The sequence below is a fragment of the Pseudomonas sp. KH_027 genome (assembly GCF_057838565.1).
In genome coordinates this window covers 1-17,803 of the sequence record NZ_JBYQOM010000002.1, presented here as the reverse complement: position 1 = coordinate 17,803, position 17,803 = coordinate 1, and the positions used below count along the sequence as shown (strand labels likewise).

General features: G+C 51.6%; 19 protein-coding genes. 15 read left to right on the top strand and 4 right to left on the bottom strand.

The features are described 5' to 3' along the window. The first annotated feature begins 2 nt into the window (after positions 1–2). From AC3IYG_RS22610 to AC3IYG_RS22590, 5 genes are read left to right on the top strand one after another with little or no spacing between them, the layout of a single operon-like run. On the top strand, positions 3–329 hold the full coding sequence (locus AC3IYG_RS22610) for a TraV family lipoprotein (RefSeq protein ID WP_489314119.1): 327 nt from the start codon (positions 3–5) through the stop codon (positions 327–329). Further along, complete coding sequence (locus tag AC3IYG_RS22605) at positions 317–808, top strand: hypothetical protein (protein WP_489314120.1); 492 nt, start codon at positions 317–319, stop codon at positions 806–808. Before AC3IYG_RS22610 ends, AC3IYG_RS22605 begins: the two co-directional genes overlap by 13 nt. After that, the gene (locus tag AC3IYG_RS22600; protein ID WP_489332269.1) at positions 805–3,693 is read left to right on the top strand and encodes a VirB4 family type IV secretion system protein; all 2,889 of its coding nucleotides are present in this window, start codon (positions 805–807) and stop codon (positions 3,691–3,693) included. Before AC3IYG_RS22605 ends, AC3IYG_RS22600 begins: the two co-directional genes overlap by 4 nt. After that, positions 3,674–4,063, top strand: a complete 390-nt coding sequence (locus AC3IYG_RS22595; RefSeq protein WP_489314123.1) for a hypothetical protein — start codon at positions 3,674–3,676, stop codon at positions 4,061–4,063. The genes AC3IYG_RS22600 and AC3IYG_RS22595 overlap by 20 nt, the downstream gene beginning before the upstream one ends. After that, entirely contained in the window at positions 4,056–5,267 is a 1,212-nt protein-coding gene (locus tag AC3IYG_RS22590; protein ID WP_489314124.1) for a hypothetical protein, read from the top strand. The genes AC3IYG_RS22595 and AC3IYG_RS22590 overlap by 8 nt, the downstream gene beginning before the upstream one ends. Here AC3IYG_RS22590 and AC3IYG_RS22585 read toward each other — a convergent pair. Next, a complete protein-coding gene (locus tag AC3IYG_RS22585) occupies positions 5,257–6,219 on the bottom strand; it encodes an IS30-like element ISPsme1 family transposase (RefSeq protein WP_017846754.1) in 963 nt (320 codons plus the stop codon). The genes AC3IYG_RS22590 and AC3IYG_RS22585 overlap by 11 nt on opposite strands. A 229-nt stretch (positions 6,220–6,448) precedes the next feature. On the opposite strand from AC3IYG_RS22585, the gene AC3IYG_RS22580 reads away from it, so the two are divergent. The 10 genes from AC3IYG_RS22580 (at position 6,449) to AC3IYG_RS22535 (ending at position 15,147) form a co-directional block, all read left to right on the top strand. Beyond that, positions 6,449–7,108: a hypothetical protein gene (locus tag AC3IYG_RS22580; RefSeq protein WP_489314173.1), complete on the top strand. Its 660-nt coding sequence runs from the start codon at positions 6,449–6,451 to the stop codon at positions 7,106–7,108. Then, positions 7,105–7,806, top strand: a complete 702-nt coding sequence (locus AC3IYG_RS22575) for a lysozyme family protein (protein ID WP_489314172.1) — start codon at positions 7,105–7,107, stop codon at positions 7,804–7,806. The genes AC3IYG_RS22580 and AC3IYG_RS22575 overlap by 4 nt, the downstream gene beginning before the upstream one ends. Next, a complete protein-coding gene (locus AC3IYG_RS22570; RefSeq protein WP_489314171.1) occupies positions 7,778–8,587 on the top strand; it encodes a hypothetical protein in 810 nt (269 codons plus the stop codon). Before AC3IYG_RS22575 ends, AC3IYG_RS22570 begins: the two co-directional genes overlap by 29 nt. Positions 8,588–8,599: 12 nt before the next feature. Continuing rightward, positions 8,600–9,475 (top strand): TlpA family protein disulfide reductase, encoded by an 876-nt coding sequence (locus AC3IYG_RS22565; protein ID WP_489314170.1) that lies wholly within the window; start codon positions 8,600–8,602, stop codon positions 9,473–9,475. An 11-nt stretch (positions 9,476–9,486) separates the two neighbouring features. Further along, positions 9,487–10,905, top strand: a complete 1,419-nt coding sequence (locus AC3IYG_RS22560) for a hypothetical protein (protein ID WP_489314169.1) — start codon at positions 9,487–9,489, stop codon at positions 10,903–10,905. Between the two features lie 13 nt (positions 10,906–10,918). Beyond that, complete coding sequence (locus AC3IYG_RS22555) at positions 10,919–12,931, top strand: hypothetical protein (protein ID WP_489314168.1); 2,013 nt, start codon at positions 10,919–10,921, stop codon at positions 12,929–12,931. 83 nt (positions 12,932–13,014) lie between these two features. Then, entirely contained in the window at positions 13,015–13,920 is a 906-nt protein-coding gene (locus tag AC3IYG_RS22550; protein WP_489314167.1) for a hypothetical protein, read from the top strand. Between the two features lie 2 nt (positions 13,921–13,922). After that, positions 13,923–14,438, top strand: a complete 516-nt coding sequence (locus AC3IYG_RS22545; protein ID WP_489314166.1) for a hypothetical protein — start codon at positions 13,923–13,925, stop codon at positions 14,436–14,438. A 17-nt stretch (positions 14,439–14,455) separates the two neighbouring features. After that, positions 14,456–14,881, top strand: coding sequence for a hypothetical protein (locus tag AC3IYG_RS22540; protein ID WP_489314165.1), 426 nt, complete (start codon positions 14,456–14,458; stop codon positions 14,879–14,881). After that, positions 14,878–15,147 carry a hypothetical protein gene (locus AC3IYG_RS22535; protein WP_489314164.1) on the top strand — a complete coding sequence of 90 codons (270 nt, stop codon included), beginning with the start codon at positions 14,878–14,880 and terminating at the stop codon, positions 15,145–15,147. The genes AC3IYG_RS22540 and AC3IYG_RS22535 overlap by 4 nt, the downstream gene beginning before the upstream one ends. Positions 15,148–15,202: 55 nt before the next feature. Here the strand turns inward: AC3IYG_RS22535 and AC3IYG_RS22530 are convergent, their stop codons facing one another. Genes AC3IYG_RS22530 through AC3IYG_RS22520 form a run of 3 tightly spaced genes read right to left on the bottom strand, consistent with a single transcriptional unit; the run spans position 15,203 to position 17,803 of the window. Further along, positions 15,203–15,751 (bottom strand): hypothetical protein, encoded by a 549-nt coding sequence (locus tag AC3IYG_RS22530; protein WP_489314163.1) that lies wholly within the window; start codon positions 15,749–15,751, stop codon positions 15,203–15,205. Continuing rightward, positions 15,748–16,797: a ParM/StbA family protein gene (locus tag AC3IYG_RS22525; RefSeq protein ID WP_489314162.1), complete on the bottom strand. Its 1,050-nt coding sequence runs from the start codon at positions 16,795–16,797 to the stop codon at positions 15,748–15,750. The genes AC3IYG_RS22530 and AC3IYG_RS22525 overlap by 4 nt, the downstream gene beginning before the upstream one ends. A 10-nt stretch (positions 16,798–16,807) precedes the next feature. Continuing rightward, positions 16,808–17,803, bottom strand: a complete 996-nt coding sequence (locus tag AC3IYG_RS22520) for a hypothetical protein (protein ID WP_489314161.1) — start codon at positions 17,801–17,803, stop codon at positions 16,808–16,810.

Below are 17,803 nucleotides of genomic sequence, written 5' to 3'. Positions count from 1 at the left end.
GAATGAATAAGCCGCATATTGCCGTCGCCCTCGCTGGTCTGACCATGCTCGCAGGCTGCGCCTCGGAGCCAACCTTCCAGAATCAGGCGTCCATGGATGATGTTTACGATGCTGTGCATGCAACAGCGCAGCGCGAAACGGTCAGCCTTCTCCGACAGGGGCTTCGCGCTAGACCTGAGCTTGGCAGTTCTGAGCCCTACTACCCTATCCGCCAACCAGATGTGGTTGCTCCAGTGTGGATCGTGCCATACGCCGATAAAAAGTCCGGCGTGAAGCACGGGGGTAGCTGGAACTACATTGTGGTCGAGGAAGCGCAATGGGCCGAATGATCATCGCGCTTGCGATACTGGCCAACACCAGCATCGCATTAGCACAAGGCGTTCCTCAGAGCATTCCTCAGCAGCAGATGGATGCAATCCGAGAGCATCACACAAAGCAGATTCTTGGTAGCAGCCAGAGCCTGACCAGCCTGCAACCCGATGTTGTTCTGTATCGGAAGTTTTTTGAGCGCCGAGAGAACACTCTTGATCAGATGAAGCAGGTGCCGCTCGACCCAGTTCCTATGGCGCAAGTGTTCAAGGCGCACGACCTCACATTGGGCCAACTCGCAAAGGTCGCAGCAGCAGCTAGCGGCTACGACGCGGTGCTGCACCCTCAGATCAACCAGCAGCAAATCGTCAAGATGAACTCCCAACCGAACTCACTTACGGATATAGCCGAGTACCTGACACGCGTCACTGACGCTCAGTTTACCGTCTACCAAGAGAGCCGGGCTCTGATCGGGCTGCCCAAAGGACTCACGCAATGACCGAAACCACACAGCGGGATCAACTCCATCTGTTCGACTCGGACCTACAGGCGCTCGCACGACGCAACTACCAGGGCGGAATGCCAATCGAGTTACTGAGTGACGCCTATCTGTTCGAGGAACACGGATGTTATTTCCACACCGTGGATGGGCGATTTGCGAAGATTTGGCGCATCCAAGGCGCTGATGGAGCCATGCTTAACAACGATGAGCTGCATGGCGTATGCGGTGCGTTTGGTGAAGCACTTAACAAGTACCCATACGGCAGTTCGGGCCAGTTTATTCGGCATACTCATCGCGATATTCGCGGCCTCATGTCTACTTACGCCAACAACTTGGACGCGGACCTTGGCGAGTTCGAGACGGCCCTGGCCGACTCGATCATCAAACGCCAGTACAACGCGGCAATTGCCCCGAACGGCTTCTTCGCAAAACTCAGCTCCGGCGCACTGAACAAGATGCGTCAAGACGCTATGTCTGCGCTCGACAACGAAGAAAGTGATGACGTTCGAGCCAACGTATCGAATGCAATCCAGCGCGAAATCAATGAAGGACGCTACCCATTCGTTTCGAGCTACTACCTGATCTTCATGTGGGAACCACAGTACATGTTTGGCAAGTTTATTGACCAAACCTGGAAGGCGGCGCTCGCATCAGTAGGGTTGGCAGACGCTGATACCCTCGCGTTCGAGGCATATTCCAAGCACTGCGACCAGTTTGGCATTCTCTGCAATGGGATAGCCCAGACACTAGCTGCACAGGGTTTCAGCCCAGAGGAACTGAACGGCCAAGGTTTCGTGAACTGGCAGTATCAGTTATTGAACCCAGTGCGTTACTACAACATGGAACCTCCGGTATATCGCCCTGATATGCCCGTATATGAGTGCCTGAAAACTCCTGACATTACGCCAAGCCATCAGGCAATCAACTCTGCAACAGCGTTCTCACACGTCAGGACGAGCAGTAAGGGCTACACAATTCACGATGGCGGTCATGAATATTACATTCGAGCCACATCAGTGATCGGAAAGCCCGCCAAGTCTGCCCCCGGCATGCTGCAACGCGCAATGCGCGGCGTTGAGTGCGAGTCCCTAATCACACTCAATTGGTACGTCCCAACAAAAACGAAAGTAATGACTCGCCTTGCTGCGCGAGGGAAGCTAATTGCTTCCAAAAAAGGGATGCGTCTCGGCGACAAGCTTACGCTGCAACAACAAGAAGACGACCTCGATGCAGTGAAAGGGAAGGTTTCCAGCGAAAACGTTGTTGGCCGCGAACAGTTCTTTGATGCTTCCATCCACGTATGCCTGATGGGATTTGACAGCGAAAAACTTGAAGCCCAAACGGAGCAACTGGAATCCCTGCTTTGGCGAATCGGTTCCGCAGAAAAGCTGCGTGGCGATGCCACGGTGCGCAGCTCGTTCCCACTTAATTATGTCGAGAAAAGTCGGTCCCTACTCCGCCGCGATACGCCGCACCTGACTGAAAGTCTCTCGCATATGTGCCCTATCTTCATGGAATACCAGGGTGTCCCCGACCCTGGCTTGATCATGAACAACCGGCTAGGCCAGCCGATTTACCTTGATCTATTTGGCCGGCTTGTTGTAACCGCACACTCCCTGATCGTTGGCACCACCGGCAGCGGGAAATCGTTCGCTTTCAACAACATTCTGATGGGCACAAGGGTCAAATACCGTCCAAAGGTTTGGATCATCGACAAAGGCGACAGCTATGAATCGCTCTGTATTGTCCTGGGCGGCAACTATATCCGGCTTGCAACTGAGCCGTTCGTAGAGCGAGCAACAGGCCGGACGATCTACCCAATCTGCATCAATCCGTTCTACCTGAGCAAAGACGAAGACGGCAAAAACGAGGTCCCAAGCGCCGAAGACACCATGTTTATTGCTGACCTCCTTGTGATGGCAATGACAACAGGCAACGGTGACTCGAATGCAGCTGTGCATACCAAGTCCCGACCTTTGCTTTACACGGCTCTGTCAGAGTTTTTCAGCGAGTGGGTTGAAACTAATCCACACGACGAGCCAATCATGAGCAACTTCATGCCTAAGCTCGCCCAAACGAACTTTACTGACCTTTCAGGTCAAGACTTGGTTGAGCGCCTGACTCTGTTCTATGGCACTGGACCATACGCAGCTATCTTTGACGGCAAACTGCAAGTTGACTGGGACAACGACTTCACCGTCCTCGAAACTCAGCGGATGGCGAAGTCTGATGCACTCCCCATTGTTACTCTGGCCTTGTTCCGCCAGATCGACATGTACTGCAAGTTCAAACTCGATAAGGACAGAAAGAAACTAATCGCGGTGGACGAAGCCTGGGCAACGCTTTCGTCGCCCACAGCGGCTGCGGCACTAGCTGGTTTCTATCGTGAAATGCGTAAGTACAAAGCTGGCTGCTTGCTCATCAGTCAAACTGTCAAAGACTTCGTTCGCATTCTTAACGCAGAAGCGAAGGGTACTGGTGAGCAACAAGAAGGCATTCTGGAGAACACCAGCCATTACTTCTTCCTGGCTTGCTCGGAATCAGACTACAAACTAGCAAAGAGCGAACTTAGTTTTTCTGACGAGGAAATCGAACTGTGGCGTTCGCTAGCGTCATTGCCCCCGCTCTACTCAGAAGTGTTTTACAGGATGCGTACAGAGCAGGGGATTTATTACTCGGGCGTGTTCCGTCTCTTTGCTAGCTCTGTATCACTCTGGATTGCATCTTCTGCACCAGAGGACTACGTGCTACGCGAAAAGAAAACTCAAGAAATCATCCAGGCACAAGGCGTAGACGAAAGGATCGCCCGCCAACGCGCCATCGTCGAACTCGCAAACGAATACCCATACGGAGCCAGATTCCATGTCCAAGACGCTGCTTAAAGTCGTCCTTGCCTTTTCTGCTGCAATCGCCCTCGCGGGCTGTTCGTCTAAGTATGAGCCGAGAGAAAGCATCGTCGATGACGCCAAGGCGGCAGAGAAGGAAAAAATAGTTGCTCCACAGTCTGTGCTTGAGCGCCAAGCATACGAAAAAGGGGTACAGGACGTTCTCATTGATATGAAAGGGAAGATGAGAGCCCGCGACAGATTCACCTGGGAGCCACCAATCATTCAGTGCGGTGTAGAAGTCCCAGGACGAGTAGTCAACGGAATGATGGTCCCCACACACGAAGAATGCGTTCAGATCGCACCTGGACGCTGGATTGAAGAAGCGCCGACTTTTCTGCCGGCTCTAGGAGCAAACGATGAGTGACAAATCGAGCATGCTTGGAAACCTCGGAAAGCGACTTCGTGAGGGCGTATCCAGGATGAACCAAGAGGCCAAGGACAAAGCGGAAGGCCGAAGCCAGCCAAGCAATGATGGGCACCAGGACGATGCAATCGACGACGCCTTGGATGATGTGTTGGTGGCTGACGAGGCGATCAGCGACAAGGAACGGATCGTTCCAGGCCATGACGAACCGATTGACGATGCCTTCATCATCGAAGGTGAAGCACAGCAGCAAAAGCCAAAACCAAAAGGGCTCGATAAAAAGCAAAAGCTACTGGTTATCGCAGCGCTGGTGATGGGTGGAATCTACTGGACCCAAAGCCAAGAACCGTCCCCCCTCCCCACTGAGGTGGCAGAGACTGAACCCGCGCAAAGCGCGGAAAAAACACCTGATGTTGATGGTCCAGCCTTTGACCTAGGCATTACGAATACCGCCGAAACCCCCATCGAAACTGTCACAGAATCCAGCGAGCTTGAGACACAGGGATTCGATAGCGAAGATGGCGCCAAGGATGCTGCAAATGATCCGCTTGCGACCGACCTGCTGACTGCGGACCTGAACGAGCAACTGACAAGCATCGAGGACGAAAACAATGAAATCCTCGATCCCTTTACTGGGAAGGTTAAGCCTCAAGAGCAAGCAGCACCGCTGCAAGTTTCTGCCGAGCCGGCCAAGGAGCCAGCCAAAGCAGCGGAGGCAAAATCGGATGAGCAACTTGATTTAGCAATGATCGGCGGCTCAGGTGACAGCCCTTTCGACGAGGTAGATAGCAACTCCACCGAGTTGAGTGGCACGCAAATTCAAAATGCGGATAGTGGGACTGGCGAACTGAAAGATCAGGGCGCGAACGCTGACGTGGCAGGCCTCACTGCAAAAATTGCAGAGAAGGACGGTCGGATTAGCGAACTGGAAACTGAGGTGAGCAAGCTCAAGACTGATCTTGAGAAGGCTAAAGTAGACGTGGCCAAGCTGAATAAGAGCGAAACCCCATCGTCCAAAACCTCTACACGCCAGGCCGCAAAGCCGACACAAGCTCCGCAGCGCTCGCCCTCAACGCAACGAGTAGCCTCTGCTCCTAAAGCCATAGCTCGACCGCAGGTATGCGTTACAGCCGTGGCCCAGGCAGCACGAAACTGCACCACTTGCGTCCCGCACGCCTTCATCACCCCTGAATTCAACACATAAGTGCAACGCTCACCCCTGCATAAACTTCGTACGGCGTCTTCCAGCCCAGGCGTTTTCGCGGGCGTAAATTGATCTTCGTTACCACGCGACTGACCGCCTCGACGGTCAGCTTGCTGAAGTCGCCGCCCTTGGGAAAATACTGCCGGAGCAGGCCGTTGGTATTTTCATTAGTGCCTCGCTGCCAGGATGAATAGGGTTCTGCAAAAAAGACTTGGCACTGGCTCCGATGCGCAATGCGTTCATGCCCGGCAAACTCCTTCCCGTTATCCAGCGTCAGCGTGTGAACAGCATGCCCCTTGAGCAACAGATTGATCGCCCGCGTTACCTGCCGGCGCGTCCTGCGCTTGACCGGATAGGCGCTCAGGTAGCCGCTTTTACGATCAACCAGCGTGACCAGATTGCCGCCTACGCCATGCACCGTGTCACCCTCCCAATCACCTAGACGCTCGCGGGCTTCGACCTCAGCAGGGCGCTCGGTTATCGATACGCGATTACGCAACTGTCCGCGCCGGTCGTGGCTTCCGTAGCGTTTTCGGTACAGCTTCCTGCGGTGCCGCAAATACTTGTATAACTCGCCACCTGCGTGTTTGTCGGTGGCGATAAACCGATAAATCCACTCGTGACTGACCGCGCGCTCCGGCTGCTCTTGCTTCAGGCGCTGAGCAATCTGCTCCGGGCTCATACCGTGTTTTAGCCAGAGCGGCAGATAATGGCTGAACCACGTTAATGGCTTGCAGTGCTTGCGCGCCTGCGCTCGACGGGCATCACTTTCATGGGTCGCAGCAACCGCTTTGTAGGTCTTCTGGGAGCTGTTGCGGCGAACCTCACGACTTATCGTCGAGGGATGTACGCCAACCTGTTTCGCGATGCTTGCCTGGCTTTTTCCGGCGCTCAGACCGGCCTCAATCTGGTAACGTTGGCCCTGAGTTAGCTGCCGGTAATGCGTAGTCATCTGCGCTTGAATCCTTCGGTGTGAGAGCCTGGATTCTACCGGTGGCTGACTCTCTGCCTATCGTTTCAAACGTTGCACTTATTCTATGAATTCAGGACCCACAAAGGTGTTGAAGACATGGTGGGCCAGGGTGATTTCCTAGAGGGGCTTCGCGTTAGCATCGTTGGGGACAGACTTGATCTACAGAACGCCAAAGGCGAAGTAGTTCATAAGTTCTGGAGTTCACCCAATGGCTGTGCCGCAGGTTAAACAGACACTCAAAATCCAGCCAACGGAGAAAGACAATCTCCAGCTCCAACAGTGTCTGGCGGCAATTAACAAAGAACGATTCAGTAATAAGTTGACGGTCAATGCGCGCTGGGACTATCCCAGCGCGGTTGAACCTCGCGATCCGGCAGAAGAATTAAAGTTGCTCCCGGAGGACGAACAAGAACGCATAGCACAAGCGATTCAGGCTTATGCAGAGCGTGATTGGAGTGCCGCGAAGAAATTACTAACCCCTTTCTGTCATTACGAGCTGAGGCACATAAACAGCCTCTACATCAGCACATTACGCCACCTGAAAGAGCCTATTTGGTTCAGCACTTCCCAGGCAATCTGGCATAACGACCCAGAATCAATAGCCCCAGCGGTTGCCAGCATCGAAATAAAAAACGATGTTGAGGAAATACTTGTATCCCCTGCTCTATCGAGTATTGGATACAAAGCGCCTCGCTATGTACTTAGTTACGTGTTATTCCATGAAGGACTTCATAAAATTCTTGGAACGAAGAACTATAACCCCCACCCTCCCCTATTCCGTAGGCTAGAAGCAACTGCGTATCGCCGGGATTGCGCTGTAGCGTGGCTACGTAAACATCGGTTTTCGACAATAGAGGACCTGAGTTGATTCGCCTCTTTGCTGCATTACTATTTCTATTCTCGGTCCAAGTTGGGGCTAGCCCATACGATCCGCTAATAGATTCTGCCGCCCGCCGTCACGGGATCGATCCAATCGTAATGAGAGCAATTGTACAAAAGGAGACTGGCAAGACTCCCTGGACATTTAACTGCGATGGCGAAGGTTTCTACTTTAACCAGAAGAACCAAGCTGTTTGGGCTCTATGGCAAATTAGTAAGAACCCATGGATGGTGAAGATAGTTCCAGCAAAAGGTGAAACTGTAAGGCAGTTTTTCCATACATCAGGAGCTGCAAAGGCATTCCTATCAAGCTATCTGCAATCGCAGATAAATGTAGGGGCAAGACCCGTGACCCTACGTCACGATGACAAGAAAACTGTAAATCGTGGTGAAGCCAGAATCAGGCAGCTATGGGTTGTAAATACTGACATTGGTATTGCACAAGTAAACTACAGATTTCATGGTGTTAGCAGAGCAAGAGTACAGCAGTGGTTTGAACCATCATACAACTTGGACTATGCAGCATCGTTGGTCGCAAAACATAAACAGCAGGGAAAATCAGACCTACAGGCAGCCGGCGACTATCACTCGAAAACACCTGGAGTCCGATCAGTTTATATGAAAGCGCTATTGCCAATTTACCAAAGAGAGAAAGCCCGTGCGATTACTACTCTTGCTACTAACTAGCGCATTGATCTTTTCTCAGCCTGTATTAGCGTCAGAAGCCGAGGAAATTAGCCCAGCGGAACAGCTCAAATCAGGGTTGATTGCATTGCGTAGCGGCGATAAAGGGAAGGCATGGGAATTATTGTTCCCCCTTGCTCAAGCTGGTGATGTTCAATCGATGTACTACCTTGGCGAAATGATGCTCAGATCACCTGAGTACGGCGACAATCTTGAACGAGCCTTTAAGTTCTTCAAAGTCGCAGCTTCCAAAGGTCACGATGGCGCCAAAGCAATGCTGCCGCGTGTCAAGTCAATGATCGAGCAAAAAGTGAATGGCGGCATCCCAACTATCGGTGGAGCCAATGGCATTCCAAGCAAGCAGGACATTGACGCTGTAAATATGAAGCTTGCGCAGTATAAAGCTGAGGTTCTCCGTTTTACGGATAATATGGTTGAAACCCCAGACATTCCTAGAATTGATGTATTAGTTTTTATAGACAAAACTGATTCTACAGCTGAACGCCTGTACACAATGACTGAATCCCTACAAAGTAAGTTTGGCAGCAAGATTCGTACAAAGTTTTTTGTAGTTATAAAACCAGCAGAATGGAAGACAGACTCCCCGCCTACAGGTGGTACTTCATTGCCTCCGGTTGGTTTTACCCCAGATTTCAAAGGAAGTCTTGCTGCTCAACATGGAGTTAAAAAGCTTCCATCAGTAGTAGTGCTTCCTCCCAACGGGCAACCGCGAGTAGTGGACGACCTTTCTTCTCTTTCGAACCTAATCACAAGTTTGCTTTAAGCGAGGCTTACAATGAACTCTAAGCTTAAAATTGGTATTGCATTTATTGCTGGCGGCATAATTTTTAATGCTCCATTTGCCGTATCCAACAGCACCTCAACAGAAGAAGTCCTCGCCAAGGCTATGGCTGGCGCCATGAAAACTGTGGCTGACTATCAGCTTGAGCGCGAAAGTGCAGAGTTGGAAAAACTGCCGAACATTATGGATTGCCAAAATATGCAGTGGATGAAGAACTGCACAGAAATCAATAAGCAGGCTAAGAAGAACCCAAACGCGCCGATAAGGGTAACTAACCCTGCTGGATTGGAATTTAATTTTGTGCCAGGAACACCTTCCGCAGTAATGCGCCTACAGCTTGAGCAAACCCCGGAAGCTGCCATGGCAGCAGTCAAATACATGGACTCAACCTGGGGGGAATACAAAAAATCAGCGGGCCTATATCAGGCCGCTATGTGGGACGCAGGACCATTAGACAACATCATCGGACTGGATAAGGCCAAGCAACAATTCGATGCACCGAAACCTATAAACACCCAATCATTAGCTGTATCAGTTTTCGTGCATAGCATGTGCGGAGCATGCGAAGTTCAGCTTACCACCATGGCTAAGCTACAAGAGCGTTATCCGACTCTTAAAATTTCGGTATTCCAATTTGACGATAACCCAACTGGATTTAAGGCAAAAGTTACTGATCGCGGCCTGAAAGGACGAATTCTGAATGCACTTGAAGCACGCAATGCTCTCAAGGCCGGGGTGGATAAGTGGCCGACCACATGGATTGACAATATGCCTCTGAAACAACGTGAACCGCTTGCAGGCGTAAGGAGCATTGTCCAGCTCGAAGAACGTCTGCAAGGCATCAGCCACAGCATCACAGCCAAGAAGTGAGAGCACGCCAAATGAAACTGAATCAATTCGCGACTGCAAGCACCCTGGCGTTAGCACTCACCCTGCTTGGTGCTGTACCGGCTCATGCTCTCGGCGGCGGCTCGAACGTCTCGACAACGACACAAACTAAAATCGAAGACCCCTACGCCGATGACCAGTCCAATTCGCCTTGGACAATGAGCATGGAGAACGTAACCACCTATGGGGGTAGAGAAACCCGTGGCGATTCCACTCTAGTGGATAGCCAAGCCTACAAAGGCTTTGGGTCCTACACTCCATACTTCCCCGACAGGACAACAGCTCTTAGCGGATATGGCTCCAGTCAGGTAGGTATTGGCTGTGACGGCATCAACCTAGGCGGAGTCATCGACGGGCAGCTAGCCCAGTATCAACAGATGGTGGAAGGCTTCATCCAGAACGCCCCGACCCTGGCCATCATGTATCTTGCCTACTCTCAGCCAACGGTGAAGGCTGTAATCGACGAGCTTAACAACGTAGGGCAGTTCGGCCTAGACCTGACCAACATGAGCTGTTCCGGTGTCCGCGCCATTGCGGACAAATCGGCTGAGGATAAGGCACAAGCCATGGCGGAGGCGCGCTGTACTGCTGAGGCCGGCTTCAAAGACCCTGAGTGCATGGCCGATGACGGGTTGCTCTCGAACGTATCGAAGGTGATGAAGGATACCAAGCAAACCGTAACGGAGCGCAGCAGCCATTACCTCGGAAAAGTAAGCAGTGCCACTGGTGGGCTGGTGCAGATCAATGCCGGCGTGAACGGGAACAACTCCAACTCAAATGGCTCGTCTGGTAGCAACTCCGGGAGCAATTCGACCTCGAATGGTGTACGGCTCCAAGCCTGCAACAATATCGAGAGCGAAGGCCTCCGAACCATGATTCTGGCCGCGAGCGGCATCCCTTGCGACGACATTAAAAACTACGGCCCATTGCTGCCGGACTACCAGATAACCGACAACGGTGAAAGCGGCGTTATTCCCCGCACCCTTACTCTACGAAAGCTCGCTGCCGACCTCGTAGTGAAGTACGAAGGTTGGACGAATGACGTATTGGGTGCCGAGGAAGCAGACTTCATCAACACAGAAGGCTTCAAAGCCATCTACAACCGCAGCAGTGTGGCCATTACAGTGAGTCAACACAGGAAGATCAAATACCTGATGAAATCCAACCCAGCTCAAGGGTTGGCCATGATTAGGAATCTGTCTCAGTTGATTGCCCTGAAAGACTTGACGTTTATAGTCAACAATCTTGAAGTAGCCGTACTGACCGGCATTCAAAACCAACCTGATGACGAAGTAATATCCGATCTACGTAAACGTCAGTATGTCCACGCGACTAACAGCCTCAAGGCCGAGCTTTCAAACCTGACAAACGAAATTGATCTTGACCTAAAGCGCAACCAGATCATCAAATAGTCGAGTAGATTAGATGGAAAAGGATTTTATTGAGTGGATGTACCTCAAGTTCCTCGTAGGGAACTTTGAGGGTATGTACCAACATTATTTCGTAACCATGGCTTACCTCGCACCGCTGTTCAGGCAGGCGGCTGTTGGAATTCTTTATTCTCTTGGGCTTGCATGGGCCGCCCTGTGCTTTTTCAAGGCGCCAGTTGATAGACTACAGGCTGGCATTGGCGTTTTAGCGATGGTTTTCTTGAGTGGTTATTTAATAAGTCCGACTACAAATACTACGAATTTAGGGAGTGCATCGGGCACTGAGCTGTCTATTGGCGGCTACTACTCATTCGTATTGGCCGGATCAATTACAGCGCATTTTGATAATGTCGTTAGTGCGGCCTGGAAAGCAACCATCGTCGAGGCAGCTGGCGGTGGCGGCGGGCCAAATAAAGAAGCTCTATCCATAGCCTACAACGACAAAGCCACAGAGTTCGCGGATAAATTCCTTAAAGGTGAGGGCAAACAAGCAGTCAAAGACTTTCACCAACTTTGCGGATCGCCAGCTTTAACTTCGGCAACCTCTAGGAAGCAGTTGAATTCGCTTCGAAGCATCGGGATTGGCGCTAACACTCTAGGCATGGACCCGAGCGAGCCGCTTACAATTGCTGAGTACCTCGATGCTTCTGACGACAAAGACAGTTTTTGGACGAAGATGGATTCCTTTGGTAGCGAGTACCTTGGAATAACATCGGTTCACAATTCAACTCAGAATGAGATTAGGCACTTTGACCGGCGACGTGGCGAAGCACTTGACTACATCAAGAATCTACCTGCTGCAAATAGTAAAATTGATGGGACCAGGGGCTACCGTATTCCAACATCAGAACACTACAAAACTATTTTCTCATCAAATGATGCTAGCGACGACACGTCAAATAACGCGTTAAAAACCATATCCAACTCACCTGCTGAGTTCCAAACAATGCTGCCAAATGGCGCAGTCAAGGTAACGCCAAACTCCGAGGAAGACTACGTTTTCTACCCCAAGAACTGCTACGACCTTTATCTAGTTGCCAACGAAACCATGCGCAGCCTACGGATCGGTGCGCAAGGAGTAAAAGGCTACGAAAAACTTAACGTTGCTGGCACTTACAATGCCGCAACGGCAGCCAATAAAGTTCGTGAAGGCATCAATAATGACATGAACAAGGAAATGAGTGAGCTGGGCATTGATAAGCATGTAGGTGAAACTGCTACTGAGGCACTAGCCGATACTGTTATGGGAGCGGGTGGCAGCCTGGGTAACGCGTATGCAAAGTGGATGCTGGAGTATAAGATTCCTACTGTAATTTCCAGCATGGCAATGATTGTGGCCCTGCTTATTATCACGTTCCCGGTCTTTGCAATTATCTCAGTGATATTTGGGCACAAACCTTTAGTCTCCTACCTCAAGTTGATGGCCTTCCCCTTTCTGGTTGTGTTCATAAACAATCTTCTCCTTTTGCTGTCGGCTAATCTGATCACATACAGTAAGTTGTATGAGCTTCAATCGGAAACATTTGCTCTGGGCGGAGTTGATGTACCTTCCATGATGAGTCTTATGAACTCGGAAGCAATTATCTACTCCGTAATAACAATATGTGAAGTGGCTATTGTGAAATTCATACTTTGGGATGACGTTCGTGCAGTCACATCCTTCAACCCAGGCCAAGCAAGTACGGCTGCTGTAGCCAGGGGTGCCGGCATGGTCGGTTCTGCCATTTCTCTCTTGGGGGGCGCCTTCGGACGCGCCGCAAAAATAGCGGCGGCAAGCAAGTCAGGTGCAGCCACATCGGCTCTTAACCAGACTATTGCCGGCATAAGCAAACAGGTCACACACATTGCCAACTCTGGAAACCGCTCGCAAAATCGTTCGTCCGGCTTGAACGGTGGAAGCAGCGGCCAAGGTCGCGGTGCTCAAGATGGTGTGGGCAGAGGGGTAAATCCGGGTGGAGGTCAAGGTGGCGGTAACTCCCTTAACCCACCTACCAAACCAACTGATTAACCATTCTATGTTTAAGGCCCTTCGGGGCCTTTTTTATTGATTCCACAGGATCAGTCGTTATAAATATGGAAAAGGAGGAACCCATGAAAAAAATCAAATTCGCCACTCTGGTCATTGCGGTAGCTTTAGTAGCCACCGGATGCCGCGAAGACAGCCCTATGAACGAGGCCGGCTTGACCGAGAAAACCTACCGCCCCTCTCGCGTGAAAGTCGCTGCTATGACATTCCCAGGCGGAACCCAAACCGTTTTCAAAGCCTACGGCAACTACAAAGATAAGAAACTGCCCGAACCCTACAAGCAACCTGACGCATGGGTCGTCTACATGGCCGCTCCGGGTTGGACGGATGGGGGCACGCCGATTGTTGACCGCCTCGCTACTGATGCAGTGGCCGTGTCGCGGGTGAAGAAATTCATTCAAGACAACCAACTGGGTGACAAGGTAAAAGTTGCTTGGCTCCAGTATGACGAGAACCCTAATCCATTGTACGTTGAAAGCCTTGAAAAAGTTCCAGACAACTTTATCCCGCTGTTCCTCAAACCACACGGGCCGCACGGTGTCGATTTCTACATTTATTCGCCAGCAGTGCGCTATGGCTCAAGCAATAAGTCTATGCGCTATGACCAGTGGCTAAAGCCATACCTACCGTTTGCCAAGCAAGCAGCCGGGGACTATGTTGGAGCCAATGAATTCCAGGTCAGCCGGGGTTTTAACGACCCGGATGGCAAATACTGGGATAGCTGGGCACGTCATTGGTTCATCGTGAACCCACAGGGCGACGTGGTAGATGCCTACTTCTCCAACCTAGGCAATTACTTTGTTGAAGGGGCTGACAAACCGATCAACAGCTTGATTCACCACCTCAATCTCGACTCGGAAAGTCTCATTATCCCAAGGATTATATCTACGAACTATGAGTCAATCTATACGAAACCTTACTGGGACAAGGCTGATGCCGAACTTCGCGGTCAGCTCGGTTTGAGCCAGTAGCGATGATCACATTCAGTTATTGCCTCGACGCAGCAGGCAACCTAATCAGACTCGAACTCGGCCAGCACCAGGACGCCCTAATCCCCGGCGCGGCAGAACTCACTACTGCGGCTTCGGAATTGAGACATTCCTTGCCCTGGACGAAAACGGTGGCTGATGCAGTCAACGATATACGGTTTGTCCCGCGACCGCATGTCGTTGGCACGGATGCTTTGAAGGTACATGAATCACGAAATATTCCGCAATCGCCTTACGTCTTTGTGCCGCGATCCATTGACTACGCCGCTGACGATCAAGTCATGGACATGATTGGGCTCTTTGACGAATTACCCGCTGAAAGTGAGGGGCGCCAACATATACTGATCGCATTGAGCACAGTGGGGGTTCAGCAAATCCCATACATAGCCAAGTTCGTCCCTCAGCTTCACACCGGCACGACTGGCGGCGCTATTTCGCAATACCTGCGACCAGGATGGATTTCGTACTCGAAGGTCTACCGGAAGGTGACACTAGCATGAGCATCGGATGCGACCCCATGGATAACGATCTGTTCTATGTGCCAGAAGAAGGATTCTGGGCGGGTATCGACAAGCTGTCATTTGAGGCTGCACGTATCGAAGCAGAATGGCCTGAGCCATCTAACCCGTTCATTCGCCGCATGGCGTCTGAACTCAAATCAAGCCGTGGCTTCCACAACGTAAATCTCGACGACTTCATTCAGATGGTCGGCTGGCTCGTTACAGATGGTTCTGATCTGGTTTACAGGTTCATTCTTGTACCCATGGGACCGACAGGTACGAAGTTCTCAGTCAGGCTCATAGAGGCCAATAATTCATTACCCCCTCTACGCTCTGACAACATCTGCTCAATTCGTATTGCCACAAGCTGGATGGCCGAGCGCTACGATCATTTTGAGCTGTCTTGCAGTGTCGGCGGGAGCTACTGGGTCCATAAACGATGATTACCTTTGATAGCGCCACAGACCTTGCTCACTCTTTGATCCAGGCTGCGAAAGCAAATCGAGCGCGGCTGACATTCAATGTCGATCCAGCCGCCCTCTCTGCTCGCCTCGCTGTAACGTCTAAATCAACCGTACCGATGCTGATTGGCCACGGTGATAGAGCGGCCTTGGGTGCTTTGATCCATTCCTACCACCAGTGGGGGGACACCATTAGAATCAACATCATCCATTCAGATGGACTTGCCAGCTACTGGATCGAAGATTAGATAATTGACTGCTGGACTACCGGCGTTCGGACTAGCCCGAACGCCGGCTTTCCATTCAAAGTCCAACTTGATGCAATGACAGTGGATCGACGGCCAGGGTCATTGAGCTATCACCAACCCCTTCTACCGATTGCACACGCTCGACCTCGATGGGTTGCTTCTGCTGCTCAGAACTAGCTACCTCGGCTTGCAGAACAGCAATGCCATCTTTGGCAACAGCAGCCACAGATTCATCATCGAGCGTGCCCTTCCAGTAAACCTGCTCCAGAAGCTGCCTGTTCCCTTCTACCAGTTGAACGTAGTGGTTCATCAGGTTGACGCTAACCAGGACACGCGAGCCATAGGGCAGCTCCCTGTAGAAGTCCCAGAACATTGGGCAAGCATCTTTATCAACCTTGATCGCGATCTTCCGACCCTTTGCTTCTCCTACCTCGGGGTGAGGCAGGAATAGAGCAAGGTTGGGCTTATAGGTCGGCATCAATGCTTCGCACAACCGCAGGAGTAGCTTGTTCACAAACAGCTTTGGATAGGTTTCGTAGAACGCTATCAGTGCATCATGCTGGCCTTCAAACAGCTCAGCTTTGATCTGGAAGACCTTGCTCATTGTTCGATCATCGGCATGATTTGGGTTTTGGCGTAACGGAAGAAGCCGCGAACAATGCTCAGCTCAGGGGTCTTGGCCTGATACACAGGGCAATGAATGTACTGCTTGAACACATCCATTCCCAATACCGATGCACCGCCACCAGCCAGAATGATGCCGGCCAGGAAATCGGTAGAACCCCAGACTTTCTCGATACAGCGGGGCAACACATCCTTGGCGAATTCGTTTCGTGCAGGCGAGCTGATCGCCTTCATGTCGAGCTTTTGCCCGCGCCAGGGAATGAAGCCATCGCGGAGCCACTGGTCTATGGAGTATTCAGTAGTCTGCTTGTCGAGGCTGAATTCTTTCGGGATCAGCGCTGTCTTCTTACCTTCGGCTACCAGAGATTCCGGCTTTGTCTTCAAGGCAGTGAAGATTGCCTTGTGAATATCCGAAACCCCTTTCGACTCCCCGTGGCGCTTATCAGAGACGCGGCCATTGTTGAACTGGCCAACGTCAGTTGTCCCCTGGCCAATATCGATGATGCCCCACTTACCCTTGAGGACCAGATCAAGCGGGATGCGCTCACCAACTTCGCTCTCTAGTTGGTCGTCAAACCAAGGCCCTGCCCACTGAGGAACGACCTTCACACCCTTTACCTGGAAGCCTTCGCCCTTAGCCCAGCGTCGGATATTTTCCTCGAAATTCTTGACCTCCTTTTCGTAGAACTCAGTCGGAAGACCAGTAACGATGACTGGATTCTTGATACCGCTGTCATGCAGCACCTTGAGCAACAGGATGTGGATTGTGTTTGACGAATAGAAGGACGAATCGGTGCTACGTGATGGAGCGCCTTCGTCTCGGCAGCTTTCCCCCACCAAGTAACTCTTACCGTCCTTGGTAGTGAATCCTTCCTTCGCAACGCCGAGGCCAAGCCCGCTGGTGTCTTTATAAGGAGTGACGAGCGAAGGGAAACTACCTTGCTTGCCATTGCCAGCAATATAGGAGGTGGTTCCGTTGCCCAGATCGATAGCAATCAGGGACTGTTCAGTCGTGGTGTTGGTCATGGTTTCCCCTTCATCGTGGAAGTAGTGCTTGCAGCTGCGCCCGCATTTCGGTCCAGGGCTGCATAGCGGCTACCAGTTTTTCTTGAGCTTCAAATACATCGTTGATCGATCTTCCTAGGTAGCAGGCCTTGATCACATCCTTGGTAATCCACTCAGTCTCTGCCCTAGGCCGGAGTGCTTGTAATGCCTCCTGAACCTCAGCCTTATCAGGGTCACGGCCAAGCTCGCGCCTGAGCTTTTGTCCAATCCGTTTTTTCTTCAATGCCTTCTTGAAGTCCTGAATCAGGTTGTAGCGACGGCGGCGAGTGGCTGGATTGAGGCTTGTGACGACCTTGAGTGCGGGGTTCGCCGGCCCCAGAAGGTCAAAATCATCGATGCTGTATGTACAACGAATTGAGCGGTATCTCACCGGCCCCATGGTCGCGTTGAACTCGAACATGGCTTCATCTAGCTCAGCCGTAAGCGATTGGAATCTGTCGAATGCTGCTTCCAGAGCTGGGCGGCATTTAGTCCCGTAGGCATGCAGAAGCTCGAACCACCGAGGTAGGACTGGGCCACTTGCCGTTCCAGGTTCAAGGTCAACGCCGAAGGCACGAAGCGCTGCGACCCGATCATTGAATTTATTGAAGGACTGGAATGCAACAGCGTGAGCCTTCGCCTCGGCTGCATTGCAGTGGGGAGTTAGCGCTTTGACCACATCTGCCAAGCTGGCTTTGGAAAGGTCTATCCGCATGGAGTCTGTACGAAGCGCGACCCCGAGCACCCCATATCGCTTAGGCGACGTGTGTATGTCGTACACGATCCTGTAGGTGTTATCTGCTTTCTTTCGAGGGAACAGTGAAACCATCGGCTCGATCTGAATGAATGCGAAGGCTGCGTTCTCATCCAAACGAGATACCCAGTCGATTGCCTGACGCCTCGACACGATGAGGCGGTTACGGGCTGCATCGAGCTGGGCCAGATACGCTTCTTTCTCGAAGGCGTTCTGAGTGGGTTGTTGAGTCAT

What these genes read in the sequence shown, in the direction of transcription:
- AC3IYG_RS22565 (WP_489314170.1), top strand. Translation starts at nt 8,600, where the DNA reads ATGAACTCTAAGCTTAAAATTGGTATTGCATTTATTGCTGGCGGCATA.
- AC3IYG_RS22605 (WP_489314120.1), top strand. Translation starts at nt 317, where the DNA reads ATGGGCCGAATGATCATCGCGCTTGCGATACTGGCCAACACCAGCATC.
- AC3IYG_RS22555 (WP_489314168.1), top strand. Translation starts at nt 10,919, where the DNA reads ATGGAAAAGGATTTTATTGAGTGGATGTACCTCAAGTTCCTCGTAGGG.
- AC3IYG_RS22530 (WP_489314163.1), bottom strand. Translation starts at nt 15,751, where the DNA reads ATGAGCAAGGTCTTCCAGATCAAAGCTGAGCTGTTTGAAGGCCAGCAT.
- AC3IYG_RS22550 (WP_489314167.1), top strand. Translation starts at nt 13,015, where the DNA reads ATGAAAAAAATCAAATTCGCCACTCTGGTCATTGCGGTAGCTTTAGTA.
- AC3IYG_RS22535 (WP_489314164.1), top strand. Translation starts at nt 14,878, where the DNA reads ATGATTACCTTTGATAGCGCCACAGACCTTGCTCACTCTTTGATCCAG.
- AC3IYG_RS22525 (WP_489314162.1), bottom strand. Translation starts at nt 16,797, where the DNA reads ATGACCAACACCACGACTGAACAGTCCCTGATTGCTATCGATCTGGGC.
- AC3IYG_RS22520 (WP_489314161.1), bottom strand. Translation starts at nt 17,803, where the DNA reads ATGACTCAACAACCCACTCAGAACGCCTTCGAGAAAGAAGCGTATCTG.
- AC3IYG_RS22590 (WP_489314124.1), top strand. Translation starts at nt 4,056, where the DNA reads ATGAGTGACAAATCGAGCATGCTTGGAAACCTCGGAAAGCGACTTCGT.
- AC3IYG_RS22585 (WP_017846754.1), bottom strand. Translation starts at nt 6,219, where the DNA reads ATGACTACGCATTACCGGCAGCTAACTCAGGGCCAACGTTACCAGATT.
- AC3IYG_RS22610 (WP_489314119.1), top strand. Translation starts at nt 3, where the DNA reads ATGAATAAGCCGCATATTGCCGTCGCCCTCGCTGGTCTGACCATGCTC.
- AC3IYG_RS22600 (WP_489332269.1), top strand. Translation starts at nt 805, where the DNA reads ATGACCGAAACCACACAGCGGGATCAACTCCATCTGTTCGACTCGGAC.
- AC3IYG_RS22540 (WP_489314165.1), top strand. Translation starts at nt 14,456, where the DNA reads ATGGATAACGATCTGTTCTATGTGCCAGAAGAAGGATTCTGGGCGGGT.
- AC3IYG_RS22580 (WP_489314173.1), top strand. Translation starts at nt 6,449, where the DNA reads ATGGCTGTGCCGCAGGTTAAACAGACACTCAAAATCCAGCCAACGGAG.
- AC3IYG_RS22545 (WP_489314166.1), top strand. Translation starts at nt 13,923, where the DNA reads ATGATCACATTCAGTTATTGCCTCGACGCAGCAGGCAACCTAATCAGA.
- AC3IYG_RS22595 (WP_489314123.1), top strand. Translation starts at nt 3,674, where the DNA reads ATGTCCAAGACGCTGCTTAAAGTCGTCCTTGCCTTTTCTGCTGCAATC.
- AC3IYG_RS22560 (WP_489314169.1), top strand. Translation starts at nt 9,487, where the DNA reads ATGAAACTGAATCAATTCGCGACTGCAAGCACCCTGGCGTTAGCACTC.